Origin of the sequence: Paenarthrobacter sp. R1 (genome assembly GCF_030264015.1) — a bacterium.
GTDB lineage: Bacteria > Actinomycetota > Actinomycetes > Actinomycetales > Micrococcaceae > Arthrobacter > Arthrobacter ureafaciens.
The window spans coordinates 585,962-607,523 of record NZ_CP127115.1 but is presented as its reverse complement, the minus strand read 5'-3'; the positions used below and the strand labels follow the sequence as shown (position 1 = coordinate 607,523).

At 64.2% G+C, this 21,562-nt stretch carries 16 protein-coding genes and 1 tRNA gene; 8 read left to right on the top strand and 9 right to left on the bottom strand.

The genetic code is table 11. The features are described from left to right. Nucleotides 1-7 precede the first annotated feature (7 nt). From hrpA to QN084_RS02970, 3 genes are all read right to left on the bottom strand, one after another. Nucleotides 8-3,991: an ATP-dependent RNA helicase HrpA gene (gene hrpA, locus QN084_RS02980; protein WP_069695154.1), complete on the bottom strand. Its 3,984-nt coding sequence runs from the start codon at nucleotides 3,989-3,991 to the stop codon at nucleotides 8-10. 13 nt (nucleotides 3,992-4,004) lie between these two features. Then, nucleotides 4,005-4,997: a helix-turn-helix transcriptional regulator gene (locus QN084_RS02975; RefSeq protein ID WP_069695153.1), complete on the bottom strand. Its 993-nt coding sequence runs from the start codon at nucleotides 4,995-4,997 to the stop codon at nucleotides 4,005-4,007. A gap of 165 nt (nucleotides 4,998-5,162) precedes the next feature. Then, complete coding sequence (locus tag QN084_RS02970) at nucleotides 5,163-5,333, bottom strand: hypothetical protein (protein ID WP_021471019.1); 171 nt, start codon at nucleotides 5,331-5,333, stop codon at nucleotides 5,163-5,165. Nucleotides 5,334-5,414: 81 nt separating this feature from the next. Between QN084_RS02970 and QN084_RS02965 the strand changes: the two genes are divergently transcribed. Then, nucleotides 5,415-6,383, top strand: a complete 969-nt coding sequence (locus QN084_RS02965) for a GlxA family transcriptional regulator (RefSeq protein ID WP_021471018.1) — start codon at nucleotides 5,415-5,417, stop codon at nucleotides 6,381-6,383. A 37-nt stretch (nucleotides 6,384-6,420) separates the two neighbouring features. Here QN084_RS02965 and QN084_RS02960 read toward each other — a convergent pair whose 3' ends face one another. The 6 genes from QN084_RS02960 to QN084_RS02935 all read right to left on the bottom strand — a co-directional run bounded on the left by QN084_RS02960 (nucleotide 6,421) and on the right by QN084_RS02935 (nucleotide 11,050). Continuing rightward, nucleotides 6,421-6,723 carry a protealysin inhibitor emfourin gene (locus QN084_RS02960; protein ID WP_062097195.1) on the bottom strand — a complete coding sequence of 101 codons (303 nt, stop codon included), beginning with the start codon at nucleotides 6,721-6,723 and terminating at the stop codon, nucleotides 6,421-6,423. 77 nt (nucleotides 6,724-6,800) lie between these two features. Then, the gene (locus QN084_RS02955) at nucleotides 6,801-7,844 is read right to left on the bottom strand and encodes a M4 family metallopeptidase (RefSeq protein WP_241650848.1); all 1,044 of its coding nucleotides are present in this window, start codon (nucleotides 7,842-7,844) and stop codon (nucleotides 6,801-6,803) included. A 198-nt stretch (nucleotides 7,845-8,042) separates the two neighbouring features. Continuing rightward, nucleotides 8,043-8,115: transfer RNA gene (locus QN084_RS02950), tRNA-Arg, on the bottom strand. Between the two features lie 81 nt (nucleotides 8,116-8,196). Continuing rightward, a complete protein-coding gene (locus QN084_RS02945; protein ID WP_021471015.1) occupies nucleotides 8,197-9,696 on the bottom strand; it encodes an FAD-dependent oxidoreductase in 1,500 nt (499 codons plus the stop codon). Further along, nucleotides 9,693-10,565 (bottom strand): FAD:protein FMN transferase, encoded by an 873-nt coding sequence (locus QN084_RS02940; protein WP_062097191.1) that lies wholly within the window; start codon nucleotides 10,563-10,565, stop codon nucleotides 9,693-9,695. The genes QN084_RS02945 and QN084_RS02940 overlap by 4 nt, the downstream gene beginning before the upstream one ends. Nucleotides 10,566-10,570: 5 nt before the next feature. After that, nucleotides 10,571-11,050, bottom strand: coding sequence for an FMN-binding protein (locus QN084_RS02935; protein ID WP_062097189.1), 480 nt, complete (start codon nucleotides 11,048-11,050; stop codon nucleotides 10,571-10,573). Nucleotides 11,051-11,273: 223 nt separating this feature from the next. Here QN084_RS02935 and argS point away from each other — a divergent pair, with 223 nt between their 5' ends. From argS to prfA, 7 genes are all read left to right on the top strand, one after another. After that, nucleotides 11,274-12,923: an arginine--tRNA ligase gene (argS, locus tag QN084_RS02930; RefSeq protein WP_069695152.1), complete on the top strand. Its 1,650-nt coding sequence runs from the start codon at nucleotides 11,274-11,276 to the stop codon at nucleotides 12,921-12,923. A 3-nt stretch (nucleotides 12,924-12,926) separates the two neighbouring features. Then, nucleotides 12,927-14,399 (top strand): diaminopimelate decarboxylase, encoded by a 1,473-nt coding sequence (gene lysA / locus QN084_RS02925; protein WP_062097180.1) that lies wholly within the window; start codon nucleotides 12,927-12,929, stop codon nucleotides 14,397-14,399. Then, a complete protein-coding gene (locus QN084_RS02920; RefSeq protein WP_069695151.1) occupies nucleotides 14,392-15,708 on the top strand; it encodes a homoserine dehydrogenase in 1,317 nt (438 codons plus the stop codon). Before lysA ends, QN084_RS02920 begins: the two co-directional genes overlap by 8 nt. Further along, complete coding sequence (gene thrC / locus QN084_RS02915; RefSeq protein WP_069695150.1) at nucleotides 15,709-16,812, top strand: threonine synthase; 1,104 nt, start codon at nucleotides 15,709-15,711, stop codon at nucleotides 16,810-16,812. A 2-nt stretch (nucleotides 16,813-16,814) separates the two neighbouring features. Continuing rightward, nucleotides 16,815-17,789, top strand: a complete 975-nt coding sequence (gene thrB, locus QN084_RS02910) for a homoserine kinase (RefSeq protein ID WP_021471008.1) — start codon at nucleotides 16,815-16,817, stop codon at nucleotides 17,787-17,789. Between the two features lie 309 nt (nucleotides 17,790-18,098). Continuing rightward, entirely contained in the window at nucleotides 18,099-20,258 is a 2,160-nt protein-coding gene (gene rho, locus QN084_RS02905) for a transcription termination factor Rho (protein ID WP_069695149.1), read from the top strand. A gap of 211 nt (nucleotides 20,259-20,469) precedes the next feature. After that, nucleotides 20,470-21,543, top strand: a complete 1,074-nt coding sequence (gene prfA, locus QN084_RS02900) for a peptide chain release factor 1 (RefSeq protein WP_021471006.1) — start codon at nucleotides 20,470-20,472, stop codon at nucleotides 21,541-21,543. The last annotated feature ends 19 nt before the right edge of the window (nucleotides 21,544-21,562 follow it).

Here is a 21,562-nt window from a genome sequence, read left to right as displayed (position 1 = left end):
CCGGCGGCTAGGCCGGTGCCAGGGCCTGGTTCAGGACCGTCCGGATCCGTTTCTCGGAGACCGAGTAGGCGGTCCCCAATTCCACGGCGAACAGGCTCACCCTCAGCTCCTCGATCATCCAGCGCACCCGGGTTAACTCCGGCCCCACCCGACGGCCGGGCGTCAATGCCGCCACGGCGTCGTCGTAATCGTCCTCGAGGCCTTGGATGACTGCCATGTTGAGGGCATCGCGCTGCACATTGCCGGGCAGCTTGTCCAACCGCTTCTCCATGGCCTGCAGGTAGCGGGGCAGCTGGCTCAGCTGGGCGTAGCCCGTCTGTGCCACAAAGCCGGGGTAGACCAACTGCTCCAGTTGGCTCTTCATGTCGTTGAGCGCGCTGATCAACGGCAGGTTGGTACTGGCCTTAAGCTGCTTCTGGATCCTGCGGGTACTGGAGAGGATGCGTTCGACGACGGCCGTCACCGTGAAGACGGTATCGATCAGTTCCGCGCGGACCAGTTCGTACAAGGCATCGAAAGCAGTTCGGTCCCACGGAAGTTCCGCGGGAGTCAGCTTGTCAATGGCGGCCAGGGCGCAGTCGGCGATCAGCGCACTCACGGAACCATGCGGGTTTTGGCTGAACGTCAACTTCTCGGTGTTGCTGAGGTGCTCCAGCACGTACCGGTCCGGGGACGGGATGCGCAGTGCCAGGAGCCGGATGACGCCGCCACGCATGGCAGCTTCCTGTTCCTGCCGGGTTTGGAACACCCGCAAGGCCACCGACTTTCCCTCGTCCACCACTGCCGGGAAGCCGGTCACTGCGTGGCCTTTGACGGTGCGGGTGACCTGCCGTTCAACGGTTCCGAAGTCCCACTCGGTGATACCCGAACGCTCGGCAATTACTCCGTCACCGGCGGCCGCACCTGCCCCTGCATGATTGCCGTGCGGGGTGTTCTCCAGCGGCGTCTCCGGCACCTTCGCTTTGCGGGTGCTGGCGGGCGTGGCTCCAAGTGATTCTGCGATGGCACGCCGGGTTGCCGGCGCCAGGGTCTCCTGCAGTTGGGCAAGGTTTTTGCCCTCGCCCAGCACTTTGCCCCTGCTGTCCACTACCTTGAAGCTCACGCGGAGGTGCTGGGGGACGGCATCCCAGTTCCAGGAACCGGGCGGAATGATGTGGCCACGCAGCCGGCGCAGAACCAGCTCAAGGGATGGCTCAAGTTCGTCCGTGGCGGGATCAAAGTCCTTCTCCAACGCGGCAGTAGCCTGCCGGGCGACATCCGGAGCCGGGACGAAGTTCTTGCGGATCTGCTTGGGAAGGGACTTGATCAAGGCAGTGACCAGGTCCACGCGTTGGCCGGGGATCTGCCAACGGAAGGGGGCATCATCCATTTGGTTCAGGAACAGGACCGGAACCTCGGCGGTGACGCCGTCGGAGGGGTTGGGCGCCGATCCCGGTGCCACAGGGTGGAACTCGTAGCTCAGCGGCAGTTCGAAGCCTTTGTGGCGCCATACCTTGGGATACGCGGATTCGTCGAGGCCCTCGGCGTCCTCGTTCATGAGGAGAGATTCGTCGAAGTCCAACAGCGCGGGATCGGCCTGGCGGGCCTCTTTCCACCACTTGTCGAAATGGCGCTCGGACACAACGTCCGGACCCACCCGGGCATCGTAGAACTCGAAGAGCGTCTGGTCATCCACCAGGATGTCACGCCGCCTCATGCGGGTCTCCAGCTCTTCGACTTCCTGGAGCAGCGCGCGGTTCCGGTGGAAGAACTTGTGGTGGGTCCGCCACTCACCTTCAACCAAGGCGTGACGGATGAACAGCTCGCGCGAGAGTTCGCGGTCAATGCGGCCGTAGTTGACCCTGCGGTCCGGGATGATCGGCACGCCGTAAAGGGTCACTTTTTCATGGGCCAGAACGGCGCCTTGGCGGGATGACCAGTGCGGTTCGCTGTAGGAGCGTTTGACCAGGTGCGGGGCAACGAGCTCTGCCCACAACGGATCGAACTTCGCCGCGACGCGTGCCCATAGCCTGCTGGTCTCCACCAGTTCGGCCGCCATGACGAAAGCCGGCGACTTCTTGAACAAGGCCGATCCCGGGAAGATGGCGAAGCGGGTGCCGCGGGCCCCGGCGTATTCGCGCTTGCGCTCGTCGAGGAGGCCGATGTGGCTCAACAGACCCGACAGCAAGCTGATGTGGATATCGTCGTGGTGGCCTACGGGATCGGCCTCGCGTTTGGTGTCGAGGGTGATTCCCAACGGTTTCGCCAACTGGCGAAGCTGGGTGAAGAGGTCTTGCCACTCCCGGACCCGCAGGTAGTTGATGAACTCGGTGCGGCACAACCTGCGGAACTGCGTGGAGGACAACTCCCGCTGCTTTTCCTGCACGTAGTTCCACAGATTCAGGTAGCCGGTGAAGTCGGAGTTCTCGTCACGGAAGCGGGCGTGCTTTTCCGCCGCGAGCTGCTGCTTATCGGTGGGGCGCTCGCGGGGATCCTGGATGGTCAGGGCAGCTGCGAGGATCATGACTTCGCGCACGCATCCACGTTTGCCGGCCTCCACGATCATGCGCCCAAGGCGGGGGTCGACCGGGAGCTGCGCAAGCTTTTGCCCGATGGCCGTCAGGCCGCCGCCATCACGGCCCGGGCCGCGTCCGCCCCGGTTCTTGCCTTGCTTTCCGGCTGACGGGGCGGCAGGTCCCTCGGGCTTGGAAACGCTGAGGGCGCCCAGCTCGCGGAGGAGGGTGACGCCGTCGTTGATTGCCCGCGACTCCGGAGGCTCCACGAACGGGAAGTTCTCCACATCCTTGGGGCTGCGGGCAACGCCCATGGCGGTCATCTGAAGGATGACGGCGGCGAGGTTGGTCCGCAGGATCTCCGGGTCCGTGAACTGCGGACGGGACTCGAAGTCCTCTTCCGAGTAGAGCCGGATGGCAATACCTTCGGACACTCGCCCGCAGCGGCCGGACCGCTGGTTGGCCGAGGCCTGCGAAACACGTTCGATCGGCAGGCGTTGAACCTTGGTCCGGTGCGAATAGCGGGAAACTCGCGCTGTTCCGGTGTCGATGACGTACTTGATGCCGGGGACTGTCAGCGATGTCTCGGCGACGTTCGTGGCCAGGATGATGCGCCGTTTGCCACCGGGGTTGAAAACCCTGTGCTGTTCCTGCAGGCTCAACCGCGCATACAACGGCAGTACTTCCGTCCCGGCAAGGCGGCGGTTGCTTTGGATACGGCCGTTGATGGCCTCGGCGGCATCGCGGATCTCGCGCTCGCCGGAGAAGAAGACCAGGATGTCTCCCGGAGCCTCTTGGGCGAGTTCATCCACGGCGTCGCAGACCGCATCCAGCGGATCCCGGTCCTCTTCGAGTTCGTCGTCCGACTCTTCGGCATCGGGGTTCGCCGGCTGGGACAGGGGACGGTAGCGGATTTCGACCGGATACGTCCGCCCGGAAACCTCGATGATCGGGGCGGGGGCGGTGTCGGTGCCAAAGTGGCTCGCGAAGCGTTCGGGATCGATGGTTGCCGAGGTGATGATGACTTTCAGGTCCGGCCGCTGGGGGAGTATCCGCTTGAGGTAGCCGAGAATGAAGTCGATGTTGAGGCTCCGTTCATGGGCCTCGTCAATGATGATCGTGCTGTATTTGCGCAACAGCTTGTCCCGCTGGATCTCCGCGAGCAGGATGCCGTCGGTCATCAGCTTGACCTTGGTGGCGGCACTGACCTCGCCGGTGAACCGGACCTGGAAGCCCACTTCCTGGCCGATCTCCACGCCGAGTTCGGAAGCGATGCGTTCGGCAACCGTCCTGGCCGCGAGGCGCCTGGGCTGTGTGTGACCGATCAGGCCCTGCTCGCCCAAGCCCAGTTCAAGGCACATTTTGGGGATCTGGGTGGTTTTGCCCGAACCGGTCTCGCCGGCAATGATGGTCACCTGGTTTGCGGCGATGGCCGCCATCAGATCCTCGCGGCGCTCGGATACCGGCAGCTCAGCGGGGTAGGAGATATGAATTGTCATGGCTCAGGCCAGTCTACTGCCGGGGGAGAGTGTCCTCTGCGGCGTCAGTCACGTTCCCGGCCGCTGCTTTGAGCCGGCGGGACAGGCGCAGGGCGAACGATGTGAACTCGACGGGTTCGATGATCTCGAAATCCATGTCCAGGGCTGCCAGCTGGGCTACCGGTGCGGCCAGGTTGTCCCAACCGGCGCGAAGGATGGTGCTGGTGGGACTTTCTGCCGTAAGGGAAGCAAGGTGCGGACCGACGACGGCGGCAACCTCGGCGAGCGGCGCATGCAGCCGCACGACGACGTCGAACCTGTACGGCGAACGGGTGATCGACTGCTGGACATAGGCGGCCAAGTCCTCAGCCGGTAGCGGCCGAGGTTCATAGCGCTTGCGTTCGCTGGGCAGGGAGGCAATGCGGTCTGCACGGAAGGTTCGCCAGTCCTCGCGCCCGACGTCCCAGGCTACGAGGTACCAACGGCGTCCCGTGTCAACCAGCCTGTACGGTTCCACCAAGCGGCTGGACGATTCGCCCTCGGACGTGACGTAGTCAAAGGACACCTGGCGGCGGTCGGCAATCGCCGAGGACAGGACCGTCAACTGCTGGGGGTCCACGGAAGCGGCGTTGCTGGGAAGCGCGGTGACGGCGCCCTTGAGCATGGCGAACCTCGAACGGAGCCGGGAGGGCAACACCTGCTCGAGCTTGGTCAGGGCGCGCACCGAGGCTTCGCCGATGCCGGCCACCGGCCCGGCAGCCACGGAGTTCAGGCCAAGGGCAACCGCCAATGCCTCATTGTCGTCAAGGAGCAGTGGAGGCAGTTGCGCACCGGCGCCGAGTTGGTAGCCGCCCGCGATGCCGGGCGAGGCGTGGATGGGATAGCCGAGGTTCCGCAGCTTCTCGATATCCCGGCGCACGGTACGTTCCGTGACGCCCATGCGCTCAGCCAGCGCCGGCCCGGTCCATTCGCGGCGCACCTGCAACAGGGACAACAGTTGGAGGAGCCGGGCGGAGGTTTGGATCATGCTCGTGAATCTAGCCGAAGCCGCGCCGGCCCGCACAAGGGCGTCCCACGCTTAGGGGTGCCGCTGGACATAGGAACGCCCGCCTTCCGGAAGTCTGCAGTACTCCGGCCATGGCGGGCGTTGGGTGGATCGGGCTGTGACCTGTTGCCAGGGACGGCCGGCAGGTCAGTAAATCCGCGGGTTCCAGTAGGGGCTGCTGGGAGCGTCGAAGGCGCTCCAGGGCTCCTTGGAGTTGACCGGAGGATAGTGTCCGCGGCCGTCCCGGAGCAGCGCGCTGACGGTCGCTGCGACTGCGGTAACGAGGACTACGAAGAGGATGATTCCGAAGATTTCCATGACTCAATCCTGCGCTTGGAGAGGACCAAGAAACAGTGGCAGAAATGCCCCAAAAGAACAAATTTCTGCCACACTGGAAATATGTTGAAATCAGTAGCAGTGATCGTGGTTCCCAACTTTTCACTCTTTGAGTTCGGGACTGCATTCGAGGTCTTCGGCATCGACAGGTCGGACCGCGGAGCGGGGGTCCCGGCGTTTGATTTCAGGGTCTGCGCGCCGGAGCCTGGCGATGTGCGGATGAAATCCGGATTGTCGCTGCACGTCAATCTGGGCTTGGAAGCGGCAGCTGATGCGGACCTCGTGATCATGTCGCCCTTTGGTGCGGACCGCGATGTTCCTGAGTCCGTCCATGAGGCGCTCCGTGCGGCACAGGCACGCGGTGCTTGGGTGATGTCGATCTGCTCGGGGGCGTTCGCCCTGGCCAAAGCGGGTCTCCTGGAAGGACGCCGTTGCACCACGCACTGGCGCTACTCGCAGGAGCTCGCTGCGAAGTACCCAGGGGCCAAGGTGGACGAGAACGTCCTTTACGTCCAGGACGGGAACATCATCACCAGCGCGGGAACGGCCGCCGGCATCGACGCGTGCCTGCACCTGGTCCGGGTGGAGCTGGGCGCCAACGTTGCGGCGGCCATCGCCCGGGACATGGTGGTTCCTCCGCACCGTGACGGCGGCCAGGCGCAGTTCATTGACCGGCCCATGCCCACGTGCGGTTCGGCGCCCATGGAGGCGCTCCTGCGCTGGATGGTGCAACACCTTGACCAGGAGCACAGTGTCAATGACCTCGCGGCACGGCTCCACATGTCACCGCGGACTTTTGCCCGTAAGTTCAGGGCTGAGACAGGTGCCACTCCCGCTGCCTGGCTCAACTCCCAAAGGGTTCTCCGGGCCCAGGAACTGTTGGAGACCACGGAGTTGAATATCGACGAAGTTGCCCGCGAAGCAGGGTTCGGCCATTCCGTCCTGCTGCGGCACCACTTCGCCAAGGTGTTGGACACGAGTCCGCAAAGCTATCGCAGGGCCTTCCGCGGCCAGTTGGCAGGGGTTGTCTAACCCGGGGCCGATCAAAGCGCCCGGCCATTCAACTGATTCAGCGGCGGGTACCCCGGTGCCCCGTGGACTCGGAGCCCTCCGCCTTGGCGCATTCCACCAGTTCCTGCCAGGGGCCGGTGACAGCGCCCTCCGGCAGGGTGGCGCGGTGTTGGCCCGCGCGGATTGAGTACATGAAGCGGTCGGGTTCGTTGCTTGTCAGTGCCCGGCTCTTGGCTTCTTCCCACGGGCAGGCTTCCACGATCGGGAGCCAGCGTTCCTTCTGGTCGGGGGAGGCCGCGTTCACGCTCCAGACGCGGGTCATGGCTGCAATGCCCCCACTGCGTTGGACGGTTATCTTCATGTCCGGCTGATCCTGCTCCACGGTCCGGTGGTTGCCCAGGCAAGACTGCCGCAAGGATGGAAGTCCCGCAGACTGGGCTAAACCCTGACCTTCACAGTGTCCCACGCCTTGCGGACGGCGTCATGCTCCGCCGACCCCGCACCGAACAGTTCCTCCGCCGTTGCCAGCGTGGTCCGTGCGAACTTGCCGAAGGTGCAGGCAGGTGGCAGGGTGCCGCTGGTCAGGGTCCCGTACCAGATCTGGCCCGGAGCCTCCCAGGCGTTGCCGCCGAGCTCCGAAGCGACCACGTAGAACGCCTTGTTGGGAATGCCCGAATTGATGTGAACCCCGCCGTTGTCCGCGCTGGTGCGGACGTAGGTGTCCATGGAATCGGGTTGCGGATCCTTGCCCAGAACGTCGTCATCGTATGCGGTGCCGGGAGCCTTCATGGACCGCAGCGCGACGCCCTGTACGTGGTTGGTGAACAGGCCCTCGCCGATCAACCAGTTGGCTTCCGAAGCGCTTTGCTTCTTGAAGTACTGTTCCACCAGGACCCCGAAGACATCCGACATGGACTCGTTCAGGGCACCGGCCTGGTTGCGGTAGGCCAAACCCGCGGTGAACTGGGTGACGCCGTGGGCCAGTTCGTGTCCGATGACGCTGAGGGACTTGGTGAAACGCTGGAAAACCTCCCCGTCACCGTCGCCGAAAACCATCTGCTGCCCGTCCCAGAAGGCGTTGTCATACAGCCTCCCGTAATGGACAGTGGCGTCCAGTGGGAGCCCTGCGCCGTCGATTGAGTCCCGGCCAAAGACGTCCGCATAAAGGCTGTACGTGCTGCCCAGGCCCTCATAGGCTTCGTCCGCCGCTACATCGCCGGTGGCGGCAGCGCCTTCCTTTCGGACCAGCTTTCCCGGCAGCTGCTCCACCCCTTGGGCATCGTAGATCGTCCGGTGGGGACCACCCGGGCGGGCTTGCCGGGCCGCCGGGCGGGCTGCGGGCGCGGGCGCCGACCTGACTGCCTGCAGCTCCTTGATGTGCAGCAGGGATTCCTTGGCTGCCACAGCTACGGCACGCAGCCGCGGTTCATCCTGGGCCGCAAGGCGCCTAAGCAGGTAAGGAGGGACGATGGAACAGATCACGGTATACCCCTTTGTTGTCAGCGGCCCGCGCGAGGCGGTTGGCTACTGTGATCAGCCTAGGTTCGGGCGCTGACATTTTCTTCGGGTGCGCTCCGGCAAGCCTTGAAGTGATAGCGGCCACCCGGGTTGTCTTCCGCCGGGGATCACCGCGGGAAAAGAAAAAATACCCCGCCAGCTGCACTGGCGGGGTATTGATTGTGCCCTCGATAGGATTCGAACCTACGGCCTTCTGCTCCGGAGGCAGACGCTCTATCCCCTGAGCTACGAGGGCAACCGGGGTTCCCTCCGTTGCCGGTGGGACGTCCTAGAGCTTAGCAGTACGCGCGTCGCAAAGGAAAACCGCTGCCCGGCCTCAGTATCCGGCAAAGGAATCCACGTGGATCTTCCTGGCCCCTGCTGCCCGGGCCACCGCCCGCAGGTCCTGGACGTTCTTCGGGGAGCCGGAAATATAGACGGCGCGGTCCCGGATATCCGGAACCAGCTCCTGAAGGCGCCTTGCGTCGATGCGGGGCGTACCGGCGTCGTCCATGAACTCCGGCGGAGCAGAACCGTCCGCAAGCCGCGCAACCACCCGGGCCCCGGACTTTTCCAACTGTTCACAGGCGGCCAGCTCGGCGCGGCTCCGGGCCAAATACAGCACCACGGTATCCCGCTCCCCGCCGGACGCCAGCTGGGACAGGAAAGGGGTGATCCCGATGCCCGCCGCGATCAGGAGGACCGGGGCTCCCGGGTCGCGCGGCAGCAGGAAATCGCCGCCGACGGCGGTGGCGCCCACCGTGTCGCCGGGCTGCAGGCCCAGCAGCGTCTTCTTGGCCGGGGACAGCGGTTCTCCGGTGCCAACGCCGAACGTTACTTCAGGCGCCCCGGGAGGGCTCGTGATGCTGAAGACCCGACGCATGCCCTTCCCATTGCGGTCCGGATGCGGGAGGTTCAGCTCCATGAACTGGCCTGCGGCGTACCGGACGGGACGTTGCGGCTCGAAACGGAACTCGGTGGTGCCCGGAGTCAGCGGTTTGGAACCCTTGAACACCAGTTCCACGCGGCCCCGCTGGCCGAGGAAGAAAGCTGCGAGGTTACCCAACAGCAGCGCCAGTTCCGGAGAGTTGGCCACGAAACCAAGGTTGTAAGGCACAGCGAAAACAATCCCGACGACGGCGGCGAGGCCGAGTTGCTGCCACCGGCGCGGTGGCAGCGTGAGCGGCTCGGAGAGCATGAAACCGGCAAAGAACAGCAGGGGCCGTTGCGCCAGGGGTTGCCACAACGCCTGACCGACGGTCATGCTGCGGCTCACCAATTCCGCAAACACGACGCCTGTTGCCACCACCATGAAAACGCCGGCCATTAACAATTTCCGGATGCGGTACAGAACAGCCAGGACTCCCGGAACCAAGAGCCAGAGCATCGCCGGGGTTGCCGCCCACCACGTGGCGATATTCAGTCCGGTCAGCCCGGTGAGGAACGCACCTGCGGCTGCCGGGTTGAAGATGTGCCGCCCCCGGAACGCCAGGGCGAACTTGGACGCGCTGGCCAGCACGCAGGCGAGCGCAACACCGGCCATGTCCGTGGGGACGAACGTTGGCCAGAAAAGGAAGTAGATCAGCAGCCCGGTAATGAGGGAGGAATCCGGATGGGCCTTCGTCCGGAAAAGGAGCGCGAGCAGGCGGCTGGAGCCGTAGCTCAGGGCCAGGCACAGCACCAGGTGCACCAGCATCTGCGGAAGGCCGAAGGTCAACCATCCCAGCACGTTCAACAGGAGGCTGTACGCCACCAGGATTCCCAGGACCCACAGGATCAGGCGGTACATGGTGAAGCGGCCCAGCCAGGTGTCCAAACGGGCCTTCATGGTGTTCATGTGAACAGTCTCCCCTCGAAACCGGGTGAAAACGTGGCACTCCCGGTGGAGAACACACGGAGCCATTCGAAGTCGAAGGAATCCTCGAGTGTGCCCGGTTCCACCATGAAGAGCGCCGTGGCCAGCGCATCAGCCTCCATGGCCGTTGCTGCGATGGTCCAGGAAGCAACGATGGTCCTGATGGGTTGCCCCGTTCTTCCGTCGAGGACGTGGTGCAGTCCGTCCCCCCAAGCCCTGCGGTTGGCAGCCGAGGCGCAAAGGGCGGCATTGTCCAGTTCCACGGTGCCGATCGCCTGCCTGGGGTTGTATGGATGCTCAAGCGCCACTGTCACGGGCCGGCTTCCGCCGTGCAGCATGTCGCCGCTTCCATCGACCAGGAAATCGGTGCGGCCATGAGAACGCAGGACCCCGGCCAGGAGATCAACCAGCTGTCCCTTTCCCGCCGCACCGATATCCAGGATGACCGGTTCCTTGGCGGTCAGCGAGGTTGCATTCCATTCCAGGAGTTCCTCCCAACCACGGGCGGCAACGGGACTCCCGGAAGGAACCAGGCTGTAGCCGGCGCCATAGCCCAGGCGTTCCAGGCTGGGACCGATGAGGGGAGTCATGGCACCGCGGCTGAGACGATAGAGCTCCGCGTACAGGTCACGAAGCCCGGCGGCATGCCGGGGGAGGGCGATGGTGCCGGGGGCCTGTGCGAGTTGCGACACAAGCGAGTCCGCACGGAACCTCGAATATGTCCGGTCATAAACGGCGACGGTTTCCAGTAATTCGTCCCTGAGCTGCTCCGGCAGATGATCCGGCGTAGCAATCTCCCACGAGGTGCCGATCCCCTCAAAGCGGAAAACGCTCCAGCCAGGGTGTGGCATGGCCCCTACTTGGCCTGGGACTTGATTTGCTGGACGGCGTCGTTGAATCCCCCGGAGGTCAGGGACGAACCGGCCACTTTTGAAACGTTGAGCTTGTCAATGTCCTTGCCGACAATCTGAGCGGCAATCCCGCCGGCGAATTCACCCTGGAACTTCCTGGTGTTGGGGTTGGACGGATGCTCCGTGATGTTGACAGCAGAGACTTTGCCTCCTGCAAGGGTCAGCTCCACACCCACCGTTTCCTGTCCGTTGGGGGAGGTGTACGTCCCGTCGGCCTTGTACGTGCCGTCCTTGTAGGGTGAACCGGCAGTGCCCGCGGAGCTGCCACCGGAACCCGAAGGAGCTGGCGTGCCGGCCTGTCCGCCGTTCTGGGTGGCCGGAGTCTGGGCGGGCGCTTCGGTGGCCGGGGCGCAGGCCGCTGCCGTGCCTGCGATTGAGATACCGGCCAGGCCGACGTAGATGGTCTTGCGGAGGGGCGTGGTCATGGTCTGCTCATTTCGTGTGGACAAGTTCTGGATTCGCGGGACCGCTCGTGCTGCTGGGTGACCCAAAAGGCCACGTGCCTACGGTTTCAACAACGTCGAAATCAGCGTAATGGTTCACGTTGTGCCGCCGCCCTGAAGGAACTGTGTAGCGGCTGTGCGTCGGGTTGCCCACATAAGCGCCCTCGAATTCCGCGACTTTGCGGGCCCCCGGTAGGCTAGATGCGTGACTCCCGAAGAACTCTCTGCTGCCATATCCACTTGCCTGAAGGACGCTGTTGCCGCCGGTGAAATCGCACTGCCCGAATCCGCCGTCCCCGATGGCGTCAGGGTGGAGCGACCCAAGAACCGGGATCACGGAGACTGGGCCACCAACATCGCCCTGCAACTTGCCAAGAAGGCCGGCACGAATCCCCGCGAATTTGCCGGGCTCCTGAGCCGCAGGCTGACTGAGATTCCGGGCGTAACAGCGGTGGAAATCGCGGGCCCGGGGTTCCTGAACATCACAGTGGACGCCGCTGCGGCGGGAGTTTTGGCGAAGGCCATCGTTGAGGCCGGTGCCGAATACGGCACCAACAAGGCGCTCGCAGGCCATGTCATCAACATGGAATTCGTTTCCGCCAACCCCACAGGCCCCCTGCACATCGGGCACACCCGCTGGGCCGCCCTCGGTGATTCGATTGCCCGTGTCCTGCGCGCGTCCGGAGCGGATGTGACGGCTGAGTACTACATCAACGACGCCGGCTCGCAGATGAACGTCTTCGCCCATTCCGTGCTGTCCCGCCTCCACGGCAGGGACGTGCCGGACGGCGGTTACCCGGGCGAGTACATCCGGGAACTTGGCGACGAAGTTCTGAAGGCGCACCCGGGAATCAGGGAGCTCACGGACGAGGCCGCACTGCCCGTTATCCGGGCGGCCGCCTACGAGGCCCAGATGGCTGACATCAAGAGCACCCTTGCCGATTTCGGCGTGGAGTTCGATGTCTACTTCTCCGAGAAGGACCTCCACGACGTCGGTGCGATCGAAGCTGCCGTCGCGCGCCTCCGCGAGCAGGGCCATGTGTTCGACGACGGCGGTGCGGTGTGGCTGCGGACCACTGACTTCGGCGATGATAAGGACCGTGTCATGATCCGCGCCAACGGGGAACCCACGTACTTCGCTGCCGACGCCGCCTACTACCTTTCCAAGAAGGACCGCGGCTTCATTGAGAAGATCTACCTCCTGGGTGCGGACCACCACGGCTACATCAACCGCCTGAAGGCCATTGCCGCCTGCGCAGGGGACAATCCCGACACCAACATCGAGGTCCTGATCGGCCAGTTGGTATCGGTCAACGGCGCCAAGCTGTCCAAGCGTGCAGGCAACATCATCGAACTTAAGGACCTTATTTCCTGGCTTGGAAAGGACGCAGTCCGCTACTCGCTGGCCCGGTTCCCTGCCGATTCGCCGCTGACGCTTGATCCGGAGTTGCTCAAGAAGAACAGCAATGAGAACCCCGTGTTCTACGTCCAGTACGCGCACGCCCGTTCCCGTGGAACAGCCAGGAACGCAGCCGAGGCGGGCGTTGACCGGTCCGTTTTCGATGCCTCGCTGCTGGACCACGCGACCGAGAACGAGTTGCTCTCCTACCTTGGCAGCTACCCTTCGATCGTTGCCAAGGCAGCCGAGTTGCGCGAACCCCACCGCGTAGCACGCCACCTCGAAGTTATTGCCGGCGCCTATCACCGCTGGTACGACGCCTGCCGCGTCTCGCCGCAGGGCGAGGAACCCGTACAGGACGTCAACCGCACCCGTTTGTGGCTCAATGACGCCACGAGCCAGGTGCTGGCCAACGGACTCGAACTGCTGGGCGTTTCGGCGCCGGAACGGATGTAAGCGATGACCACCAAGGCTTCACACGCGTCCCCGCTTGCTCCGGAGTGGCTCGCCGTGCCGGAGGACCTGAACGCCCTGCAGGCACCCCTGTGGGCGGCGGGCGTCGACCGTACTGCGGAAGGCGAGGTTGCCATTGACGGTATTACCGTCAGCGAACTGAAGGAACAGTTCGGCACACCGCTCTTCGTCATGAGCGAAACGGACTTCCGCGTTCGCGCACGCGGGTTCAAGGACGCCTTCGATGCGGCTTTCGCAGACATTTGCGGGGGAGTGGACGTTTACTATGCCGGCAAGTCCTTCCTGTGCACGGCCGTTGCCCAGTGGGTTGCGGAGGAGGGCCTCCGCCTGGATACCTGCTCCGGCGGTGAACTGGCGGTTGCTGCCAGGGCCGGGATTCCCGGCAGCAAGTTGAGCCTGCACGGCAACAACAAATCCGACACCGAGATCAACCGCGCGCTGGACATGAAGGTTGGCCGCATCGTGGTGGACAGCCTCGATGAACTCCAGCGGATCGCGCGGATTGCCTCCGGACGCGGAGAAGCAGCCAAAATCATGCTGCGACTCACTCCCGGGGTGCACGCACACACGCACGAGTTCATTGCCACGGCCCACGAAGACCAGAAATTCGGCTTGTCGATGGCCGGGGACACCACCGGTGAAGCAGGGCTGTCTGCGGCGGAAGAAGCAGTCGCCGCTGCGGTCTCCGCTCCCGGCATTGAGCTGCTGGGCCTGCACTGCCACATCGGTTCGCAGATCTTCGAACCGGACGGATTCGCCCTGGCGGCGCAGAAGCTGCTCGCCTTCCAGGCCGCCATGCAGGGCAAGTACGGCATTGTCATGCCTGAACTTGATCTTGGCGGCGGTTACGGAATCGCCTACACGCCCGTGGACACCCCGCGGCCCGCGGCGGAGATCGCAGAGGCAATGGCCGCCGTCGTCCGCGCTACGTGTGCCGAACTCGGCATGGAAGCCCCGCGGATTTCCATCGAGCCTGGCCGGGCCATCGTTGGCAGCACAACCTTCACCCTGTACGAGGTGGGTACGCTCAAAACCGTCCGGGTCGATTCCGGAAACGGCCAGGACGGGGACGGAAACGTTACGTATCCGCGCCGCTATGTGTCGGTGGACGGGGGCATGAGCGACAACCCCCGCCCGGTGCTGTACGACGCGGATTATTCGGCAGTTTTGGCGTCCCGCGGCTCTGTGGAGGAGCCGCAGCTGTCCCGCGTAGTGGGCAAACATTGCGAGAGCGGCGACATAGTTGTTAGAGATGTATATCTGCCCGCGGACGTGGCAGCCGGTGATTTGCTCGCAGTACCGGGTACCGGCGCCTACTGCTGGGCCCTCTCCAGCAACTACAACTACCTTGCCCGGCCGGGCGTCGTCGCAGTGCGCGATGGAGCCGCCAGGCTGATTGTCCGCGGGGAAACCGAAGAAGATCTCTTGAACCGCGACATGGGAGTGGCGAATGTCTGAAGTGCGAAACCTGAAGGTGGCCCTGCTGGGCTGTGGCAACGTGGGGGCCCAGGTCGCGCGGATTCTTATTGACGACGCCGACGCCCTCGCCGCCCGCAGCGGCGCCCGACTGGAACTGTCCGGTATTGCCGTGCGGAACATCGATACCCCGCGCGACGTCGAGTTGCCGAGGGAGCTCTTCACAACCGACGCAGAGACCCTCGTCAAGGACGCGGACCTTGTCATTGAACTCATGGGCGGGATTGAGCCTGCCCGCTCGCTGATCCTGACTGCCGTCCGCAACGGTGCCTGCGTCGTGACCGGCAACAAGGCACTCCTGGCGCAGGACGGACCTACGCTGTACGAAGAAGCGGACAAGGCAGGCGTCCAGCTTTCCTATGAGGCCGCCGTGGCCGGAGCCATCCCCATCCTGCGGCCCATCCGGGACAGCCTTTCCGGCGATCGCATCACGCGCGTCCTGGGCATCGTCAACGGCACCACCAACTTCATCCTGGACCAGATGGACACCACGGGTGCCCAGTTCGCCGACGCCTTGGCCGAGGCCCAGCGCCTTGGCTACGCCGAGGCCGATCCCACGGCCGACGTCGAAGGGCATGACGCTGCCGCGAAGGCCGCGATCCTTGCATCGTTGTCCTTCCACACCCGCTTCTCGCTGGACGACGTCTATTGCGAAGGCATCACCAAGGTCACGGCCTCGGACATCGCCTCCGCCAAGGAAGCCGGCTTTGTCATCAAGCTCCTGGCCATCGCCGAAAAAATCGAGTCCCCGGACAACGGCAGCGGCATCTCAGTGCGCGTGCACCCCACGCTGCTGCCGCGCGAGCATCCGCTGGCAGCCGTCCGCGGTGCCTTCAATGCGGTATTCATCGAGGCTGAAAACGCTGGAGAGCTGATGTTCTACGGCCAGGGGGCGGGCGGAACGCCAACCGCCTCCGCCGTACTGGGCGACCTAGTGTCGGCCGCGCGCCGCCTCGTCCTGGGCGGCCCGGGCCGCACGGAGACGACAACCGGTTACGTCCAGCCCCTTCCCGTGGAAGCCTCGACTACCAGCTATTACATTGGCCTCGACGTCGCCGACCAACCCGGGGTCCTGGCCCGCATCGCCCACATTTTCGCGGAGAACGGCGTCTCCATCGAGATCATGCGCCAGACGATCCACCGGGACTCTTCGTCCGCTGTGGAGTCGGCTGAGCTGAAGATCGTGACGCACCGTGCATCCGAAGCTGCACTTGCAGCAACCGTCGAGGCCGTGAAGGGCCTTGACGTTATCAATTCTGTGACATCCGTACTGCGGGTAGAAGGGGTCTAAGTGGCTCACCAATGGCGCGGAGTAATCCGCGAATACGCTGATCGTTTGCCTGTAACGGAAGCCACGAAGGTCATTACCCTCGGCGAGGGCGGTACGCCGCTTGTCCACGCGCAGAAGCTTTCCGAGCTCACCGGCTCCGAGGTCTACCTCAAGGTCGAAGGCATGAACCCCACCGGCTCCTTCAAGGACCGTGGCATGACCATGGCCATGACGGCTGCGGTAGAGGCCGGGGCCAAGGCCGTTGTGTGTGCTTCCACCGGCAACACCTCCGCTTCGGCAGCTGCCTACGCTACGGCCGCCGGCCTCAAGTGCGCTGTCCTGGTTCCCGAGGGCAAGATTTCCATGGGCAAGCTGAGCCAGGCCATCGCCCACGGTGCCACGCTGCTGCAGGTTGACGGCAACTTTGACAACTGCCTGGACATCGCACGGAAACTGGGCGAGTCCTACCCGGTGTTCCTGGTGAATTCGGTGAACCCTGCCCGTATCCAGGGCCAGAAGACCGGTGCTTTCGAAGTGGTGGACTCCTTGGGCGACGCACCGGACATCCACGTCCTGCCCGTAGGCAACGCCGGCAACATTAGTGCTTACTGGAAGGGCTACAAGGAGTACTCCGCCCCCTTCGAGACCCCCAACGGCACGCTGGCCGCAGTCTCTACCAAGACCCCTGCCATGTGGGGCTTCCAGGCTGCCGGTGCCGCCCCCTTCGTCGCCGGCCATCCCATCACCGAGCCGGACACCATTGCCACGGCCATCCGCATCGGCAATCCGGCCTCGTGGGAAACCGCTGTTGCGGCCCGCGACGAATCGGGCGGCTTGATCGAGGCCGTGACGGACGAGGAAATCCTCGCCGCCCACCGTTGGCTCTCGTCCAAGGAAGGCGTCTTCGTTGAACCCGGCTCGGCCGCAGGCGTCGCCGGCCTGATCAAGAAGCACGCCGCAGGTGAGGTGCCGTCCGGCAACAAGATCGTCATCACCGTCACCGGCCACGGCCTGAAGGACCCGCAGTGGGCCCTGCGTACCGAGGACGGCAGCGATGTCCAGCCGGTCAAGGTGCCCAACGACGTCGTCACTGTTGCAGCAGAACTGGGACTGGAAGAAAAGTAAGAGTGGAAACAACGCAGCCCACCGCGACTGATCGAACAGAGGTCGCGGCCGGCCAGCGCCTGACGGTCAGGGTGCCCGGTACGAGTGCCAACCTTGGCCCCGGCTACGACAGCCTCGGCCTGGCCTTGTCCATCTACGACACCCTGACCGTGGAAACCCTTTCCTCCGGAGAGCTCGAGTTCGAGCTCTCCGGAGAGGGAGCGGAAACACTTCCCCGGGACTCCTCCCACTTGGTGGTCCGCGCCATCGACCTGGCCCTGGACCGGCTCGGGTTCCAGCGCAACGGGTTGAAGATCATTGCCGAGAACGTCAACCCGCATGGCCGTGGCCTGGGTTCTTCCGCCTCCGCCGTGGTTGCTGCCGTGACCGCTGCCAACGCCATGGTTCCGGACGAGGCCCGCCAGGACCGTGACTGGATCCTGCAGTTGACCAGCGAGATTGAAGGCCACCCTGACAACGTCGCACCCGCAATTTTCGGCGGGTTGGCGCTGTCATGGCAGGACAGCGAGCAGTACAGCAGCACGCGCGCGGACGTCGCGGCATCAGTGGTTCCCGTCGTGGCCGTTCCGGATTTTGAGCTCTCCACCGAAACTGCGCGTGGCCTTCTTCCCGCCTCGGTGGGCCACCATGCCGCAGCCATGAACTCGGGACGGGCAGCGTTGCTGGTCCATGCCCTGACCAGCAAGCCGGAGCTGCTGCTCCCGGGTACTGAGGATTACCTCCACCAGAGCTACCGGGCGGAGGCAATGCGTCCGAGCGCCAACCTGATTTCCTCCTTGCGCTCAGCCGGGTTCGCCGCCGTCGTGTCCGGTGCAGGACCCACTGTCATGGTGCTCGCCAACGGCGAGGCCGAGGCCGCAGCAGTCACCGCCCACATCGACGCCTTTACTTCGGCCAACACACCCGACGTTGCTTGGCGCGTGATGACGCTGGCTGTGGACGTTGAAGGTGCTAGAGTGGAAGTGCACCGGCGGTAAAGCCGCGGGCAGTTCCCTGATTTTGGATCTCGGCAGTATCGCCGTACCCTTTCGTCAACTGCACCAACGTCTGGCGGTGCCGTCTCTTTCCGGCCTGTCTCAGGTGCCGCAGAACTCTCTCTGTTCCCTGATTAAGTCAGCCGGTTGTCCGGGCAACTGGATCCAGTGAAGACGATCAGTATCCGGCCCTGTTGGCCACAATCCATCAGGCACGGCCGAAACCATAGGCTGCAGATCTGAACTGCAGCCCGGAACAAATCATCGCGTCCGGCTCTCGCTCCGGACGCCGTCGAGGGGGAAGGATCCTTCGTGACAGAAACCACTGAGCTGGCTTCAGCTGTGGACACCACATCTTCTGCTGCCGAGTCGTCAACGGCCGCAACCACCAAGAGCAGCGGCCTTGCCGGCTTGAAGCTCGCCCAACTCCAGGCTCTTGCCAGCCAGTTGGGCATTTCCGGGGGATCACGGATGCGCAAGGGTGACCTTGTCAACGCAATTTCCGCCCACCGTGCCGGCACGCCAGCCACCAAGGCGCCTGCCAAGGCACCGTCGAAGGGAAGCGCTGCAGCTGCCCCCAAGGAAGCTCCTGCCGTTGAGCAGCAGCCGGAAAAGTCGGCTCCCGCAGTCGAAACCGCCGGCGAAGCAGCTCCCCAGGAAGCACCGCGACGCGGACGTGGACGCAGCCGCCGGGCAAGCAGCGATGGCGTCGTGGCTGCGGCCGAAGCCGCCGCTGCGGCAACGGCAGAGGCTGGATCGGCTCCCGCCGCTGAAGCCGCACGTACCGAAGAAACGGCCGCTCCTGCGGCCGAAACCGCGGAAGCTCCTGCCGAGCGCCGTCAGCCCCGCACCCGCAATCGCCGTCGTGGTGAAGCCGCCGCTGCAGCCGAGGCGGCAGAGGCACCCGCTGCCGAACCGCGTACGGAGCAGCAGGCCGAGCAGCGGTCCGCTGAACAGCGCACTGAGCGTGAAGGCCGCGACAGCCGTGCAGAGCAGCGTGAAGGCCGCGAAAGCCGCGCCGACCAGCGTGAAGGCCGTGCCGAGCAGCGCGAACAGGCTGAAGCCGGTGAACAGCCGCAGCGTGAACGCCGCGACAACTCCCGCAACCGCCGTGACGACAACGACGGCGAAGACGGCGGCAACCGCCGTAACCGCCGCAACCGTCGCGACCGCAACGAGCAGAACGACCGCCGAGGCCAGGACAGCCGCGACGGCAACAGCCGCAGCGAACGCTTCCGTGACCGCAATGAGCGCCGCCGCGGACGTTCCCAGGGACCGGACGTAGACGACGTCGAGGTCACTGAAGACGACGTGCTGCTGCCCGTCGCAGGCATCCTGGACGTCCTGGAGAACTACGCGTTCATCCGCACCTCCGGCTACCTTCCGGGAGCCAACGATGTTTACGTATCGCTCGCCCAGGTCAAGAAGTACAACCTGCGTAAGGGCGACGCCGTGGTCGGTGCCATCCGTGCGCCGCGCGAAGGCGAAGACCGCAACCAGCAGTCGTCCCGCCAGAAGTTCAACGCCCTGGTCCGGGTCACGTCGGTAAACGGCAAGACTCCCGAGGAGCTCAAGGACCGCGTTGAATTCGCCAAGCTTGTGCCGCTCTACCCCTCGGAGCGACTCCGCCTCGAAACGGACCCGAAGAAGATCGGCCCCCGTGTCATCGACCTCGTGGCTCCCATCGGCAAGGGCCAGCGTGGCCTCATCGTCTCCCCGCCCAAGGCCGGCAAGACGCTGATCCTGCAGTCCATCGCGAATGCCATCACCACCAACAATCCTGAGGTCCACCTCATGATGGTGCTGGTTGACGAACGCCCTGAAGAAGTCACCGACATGCAGCGCACCGTCAAGGGTGAGGTCATTGCCTCCACCTTCGACCGGCCTGCAGACGACCACACCACGGTCGCCGAACTTTCGATCGAACGTGCCAAGCGCCTCGTTGAAATGGGCATGGATGTTGTTGTCCTCCTCGATTCCATGACCCGACTCGGACGTGCGTACAACCTCGCAGCACCGGCCTCCGGACGCATCCTGTCCGGTGGTGTGGATTCCGCAGCCCTGTACCCGCCCAAGCGCTTCTTCGGCGCCGCCCGCAACATCGAAAACGGCGGTTCGCTGACCATCCTGGCAACGGCCCTCGTGGAAACCGGTTCCAAGATGGACGAGGTCATCTTCGAAGAGTTCAAGGGCACGGGCAACATGGAATTGCGCCTGTCCCGCCAGTTGGCTGACAAGCGCATCTTCCCGGCCGTGGACGTCAACGCCTCCGGTACCCGCCGCGAAGAGAACCTGCTCTCCCCGGAAGAGGTCAAGATCATGTGGAAGCTGCGCAGGGTCCTCTCCGGCCTGGAACAGCAGCAGAGCCTTGAACTGCTGACCAACAAGATCCGGGAAACGCAAAGCAACGTCGAGTTCCTCATGCAGGTCCAGAAGACGACGCTTGGAGCGAAGTCGGACAACGACAAATAGCTGCTCCAATGAGCCGCTGATACTGCTGCCCCCGCCCCTTCGCCGGGTGGCTTGCGATCTTCGATCCCAAGCCGCCCGGCTCCGGCAGGCCCGAAGCCACTCCCGGGGCAGCAGAATCAGCGGCTCGTCTGCGTTCGGCCCACCCTCCATGGGCTGTCAGTGACCACACGATGCAGTTATTAGACTTGTACAAGTCGAAAGAGGTTTGAGAATGTTTGAGTCCGTACAGGGACTTCTGGATGAGCATGCTGCCATCCAGGCCCGGTTGAGCGATCCTGCTGTCTACGCCGATCAGTCGCTGGCGCGTAAGTTGGGGCGGCGGTCTGCCCAGCTTCAGGGCATCGTGGAGGCGTACAACAAGTGGCGCGGACTCAATGATGACCTCGAAGCGGCCAAGGAAATGGCTGCCGAGGACCCCGACTTTGCTGCCGAGGTGGACCAGATCGAGGAGCAGATCCCCGCGGCCCAGGAGCGGCTGCGCCGGTTGCTGATTCCCCGCGATCCTGACGACGCCCGCAACGTCATCCTCGAAGTAAAGGGCGGTGAAGGCGGCGACGAGGCAGCGTTGTTCGCCGGGGACCTCCTGCGCATGTACATGCGTTACGCCGAATCCCGAGGCTGGAAGACTGAAATGATTTCCGCCACGGAATCGGACCTGGGCGGCTACAAGGACGTTTCCGTGGCCATCAAGGGCAACTCCAACGATCCCGCTGAGGGTGTCTTTGCCCGCCTCAAGTTCGAGGGCGGCGTCCACCGCGTGCAGCGTGTTCCGGTCACGGAGTCCCAGGGCCGCATCCACACGTCCGCCGCCGGTGTCCTGGTGCTTCCCGAAGTGGACGAGCCCGAGGAAATCGAGATCAACCAAAACGATCTCAAGATCGACGTTTACCGTTCGTCCGGACCGGGTGGACAGTCGGTCAACACCACCGACTCCGCTGTCCGCATCACCCACTTGCCGACGGGCATCGTTGTGGCCATGCAGAACGAGAAATCGCAGTTGCAGAACCGTGAAGCCGCCATGCGCGTGCTCCGTGCCCGCCTCCTGGCCCACCAGCAGGAGCAAATCGACGCCGCCAACTCCGAACAGCGCAAGTCCCAGATCCGCACCATGGACCGTTCCGAGCGCATCCGTACGTACAACTTCCCGGAAAACCGCATTGCCGACCACCGCACCGGCTACAAGGCATACAACCTTGACGCCGTCATGAACGGTGACTTGGAACCGGTCATCCAATCCGCCATTGAGATGGATGAACAGTCGCGCCTGGATGCCATCGGCGAATAGCAGCCGGACGCAGGTAACC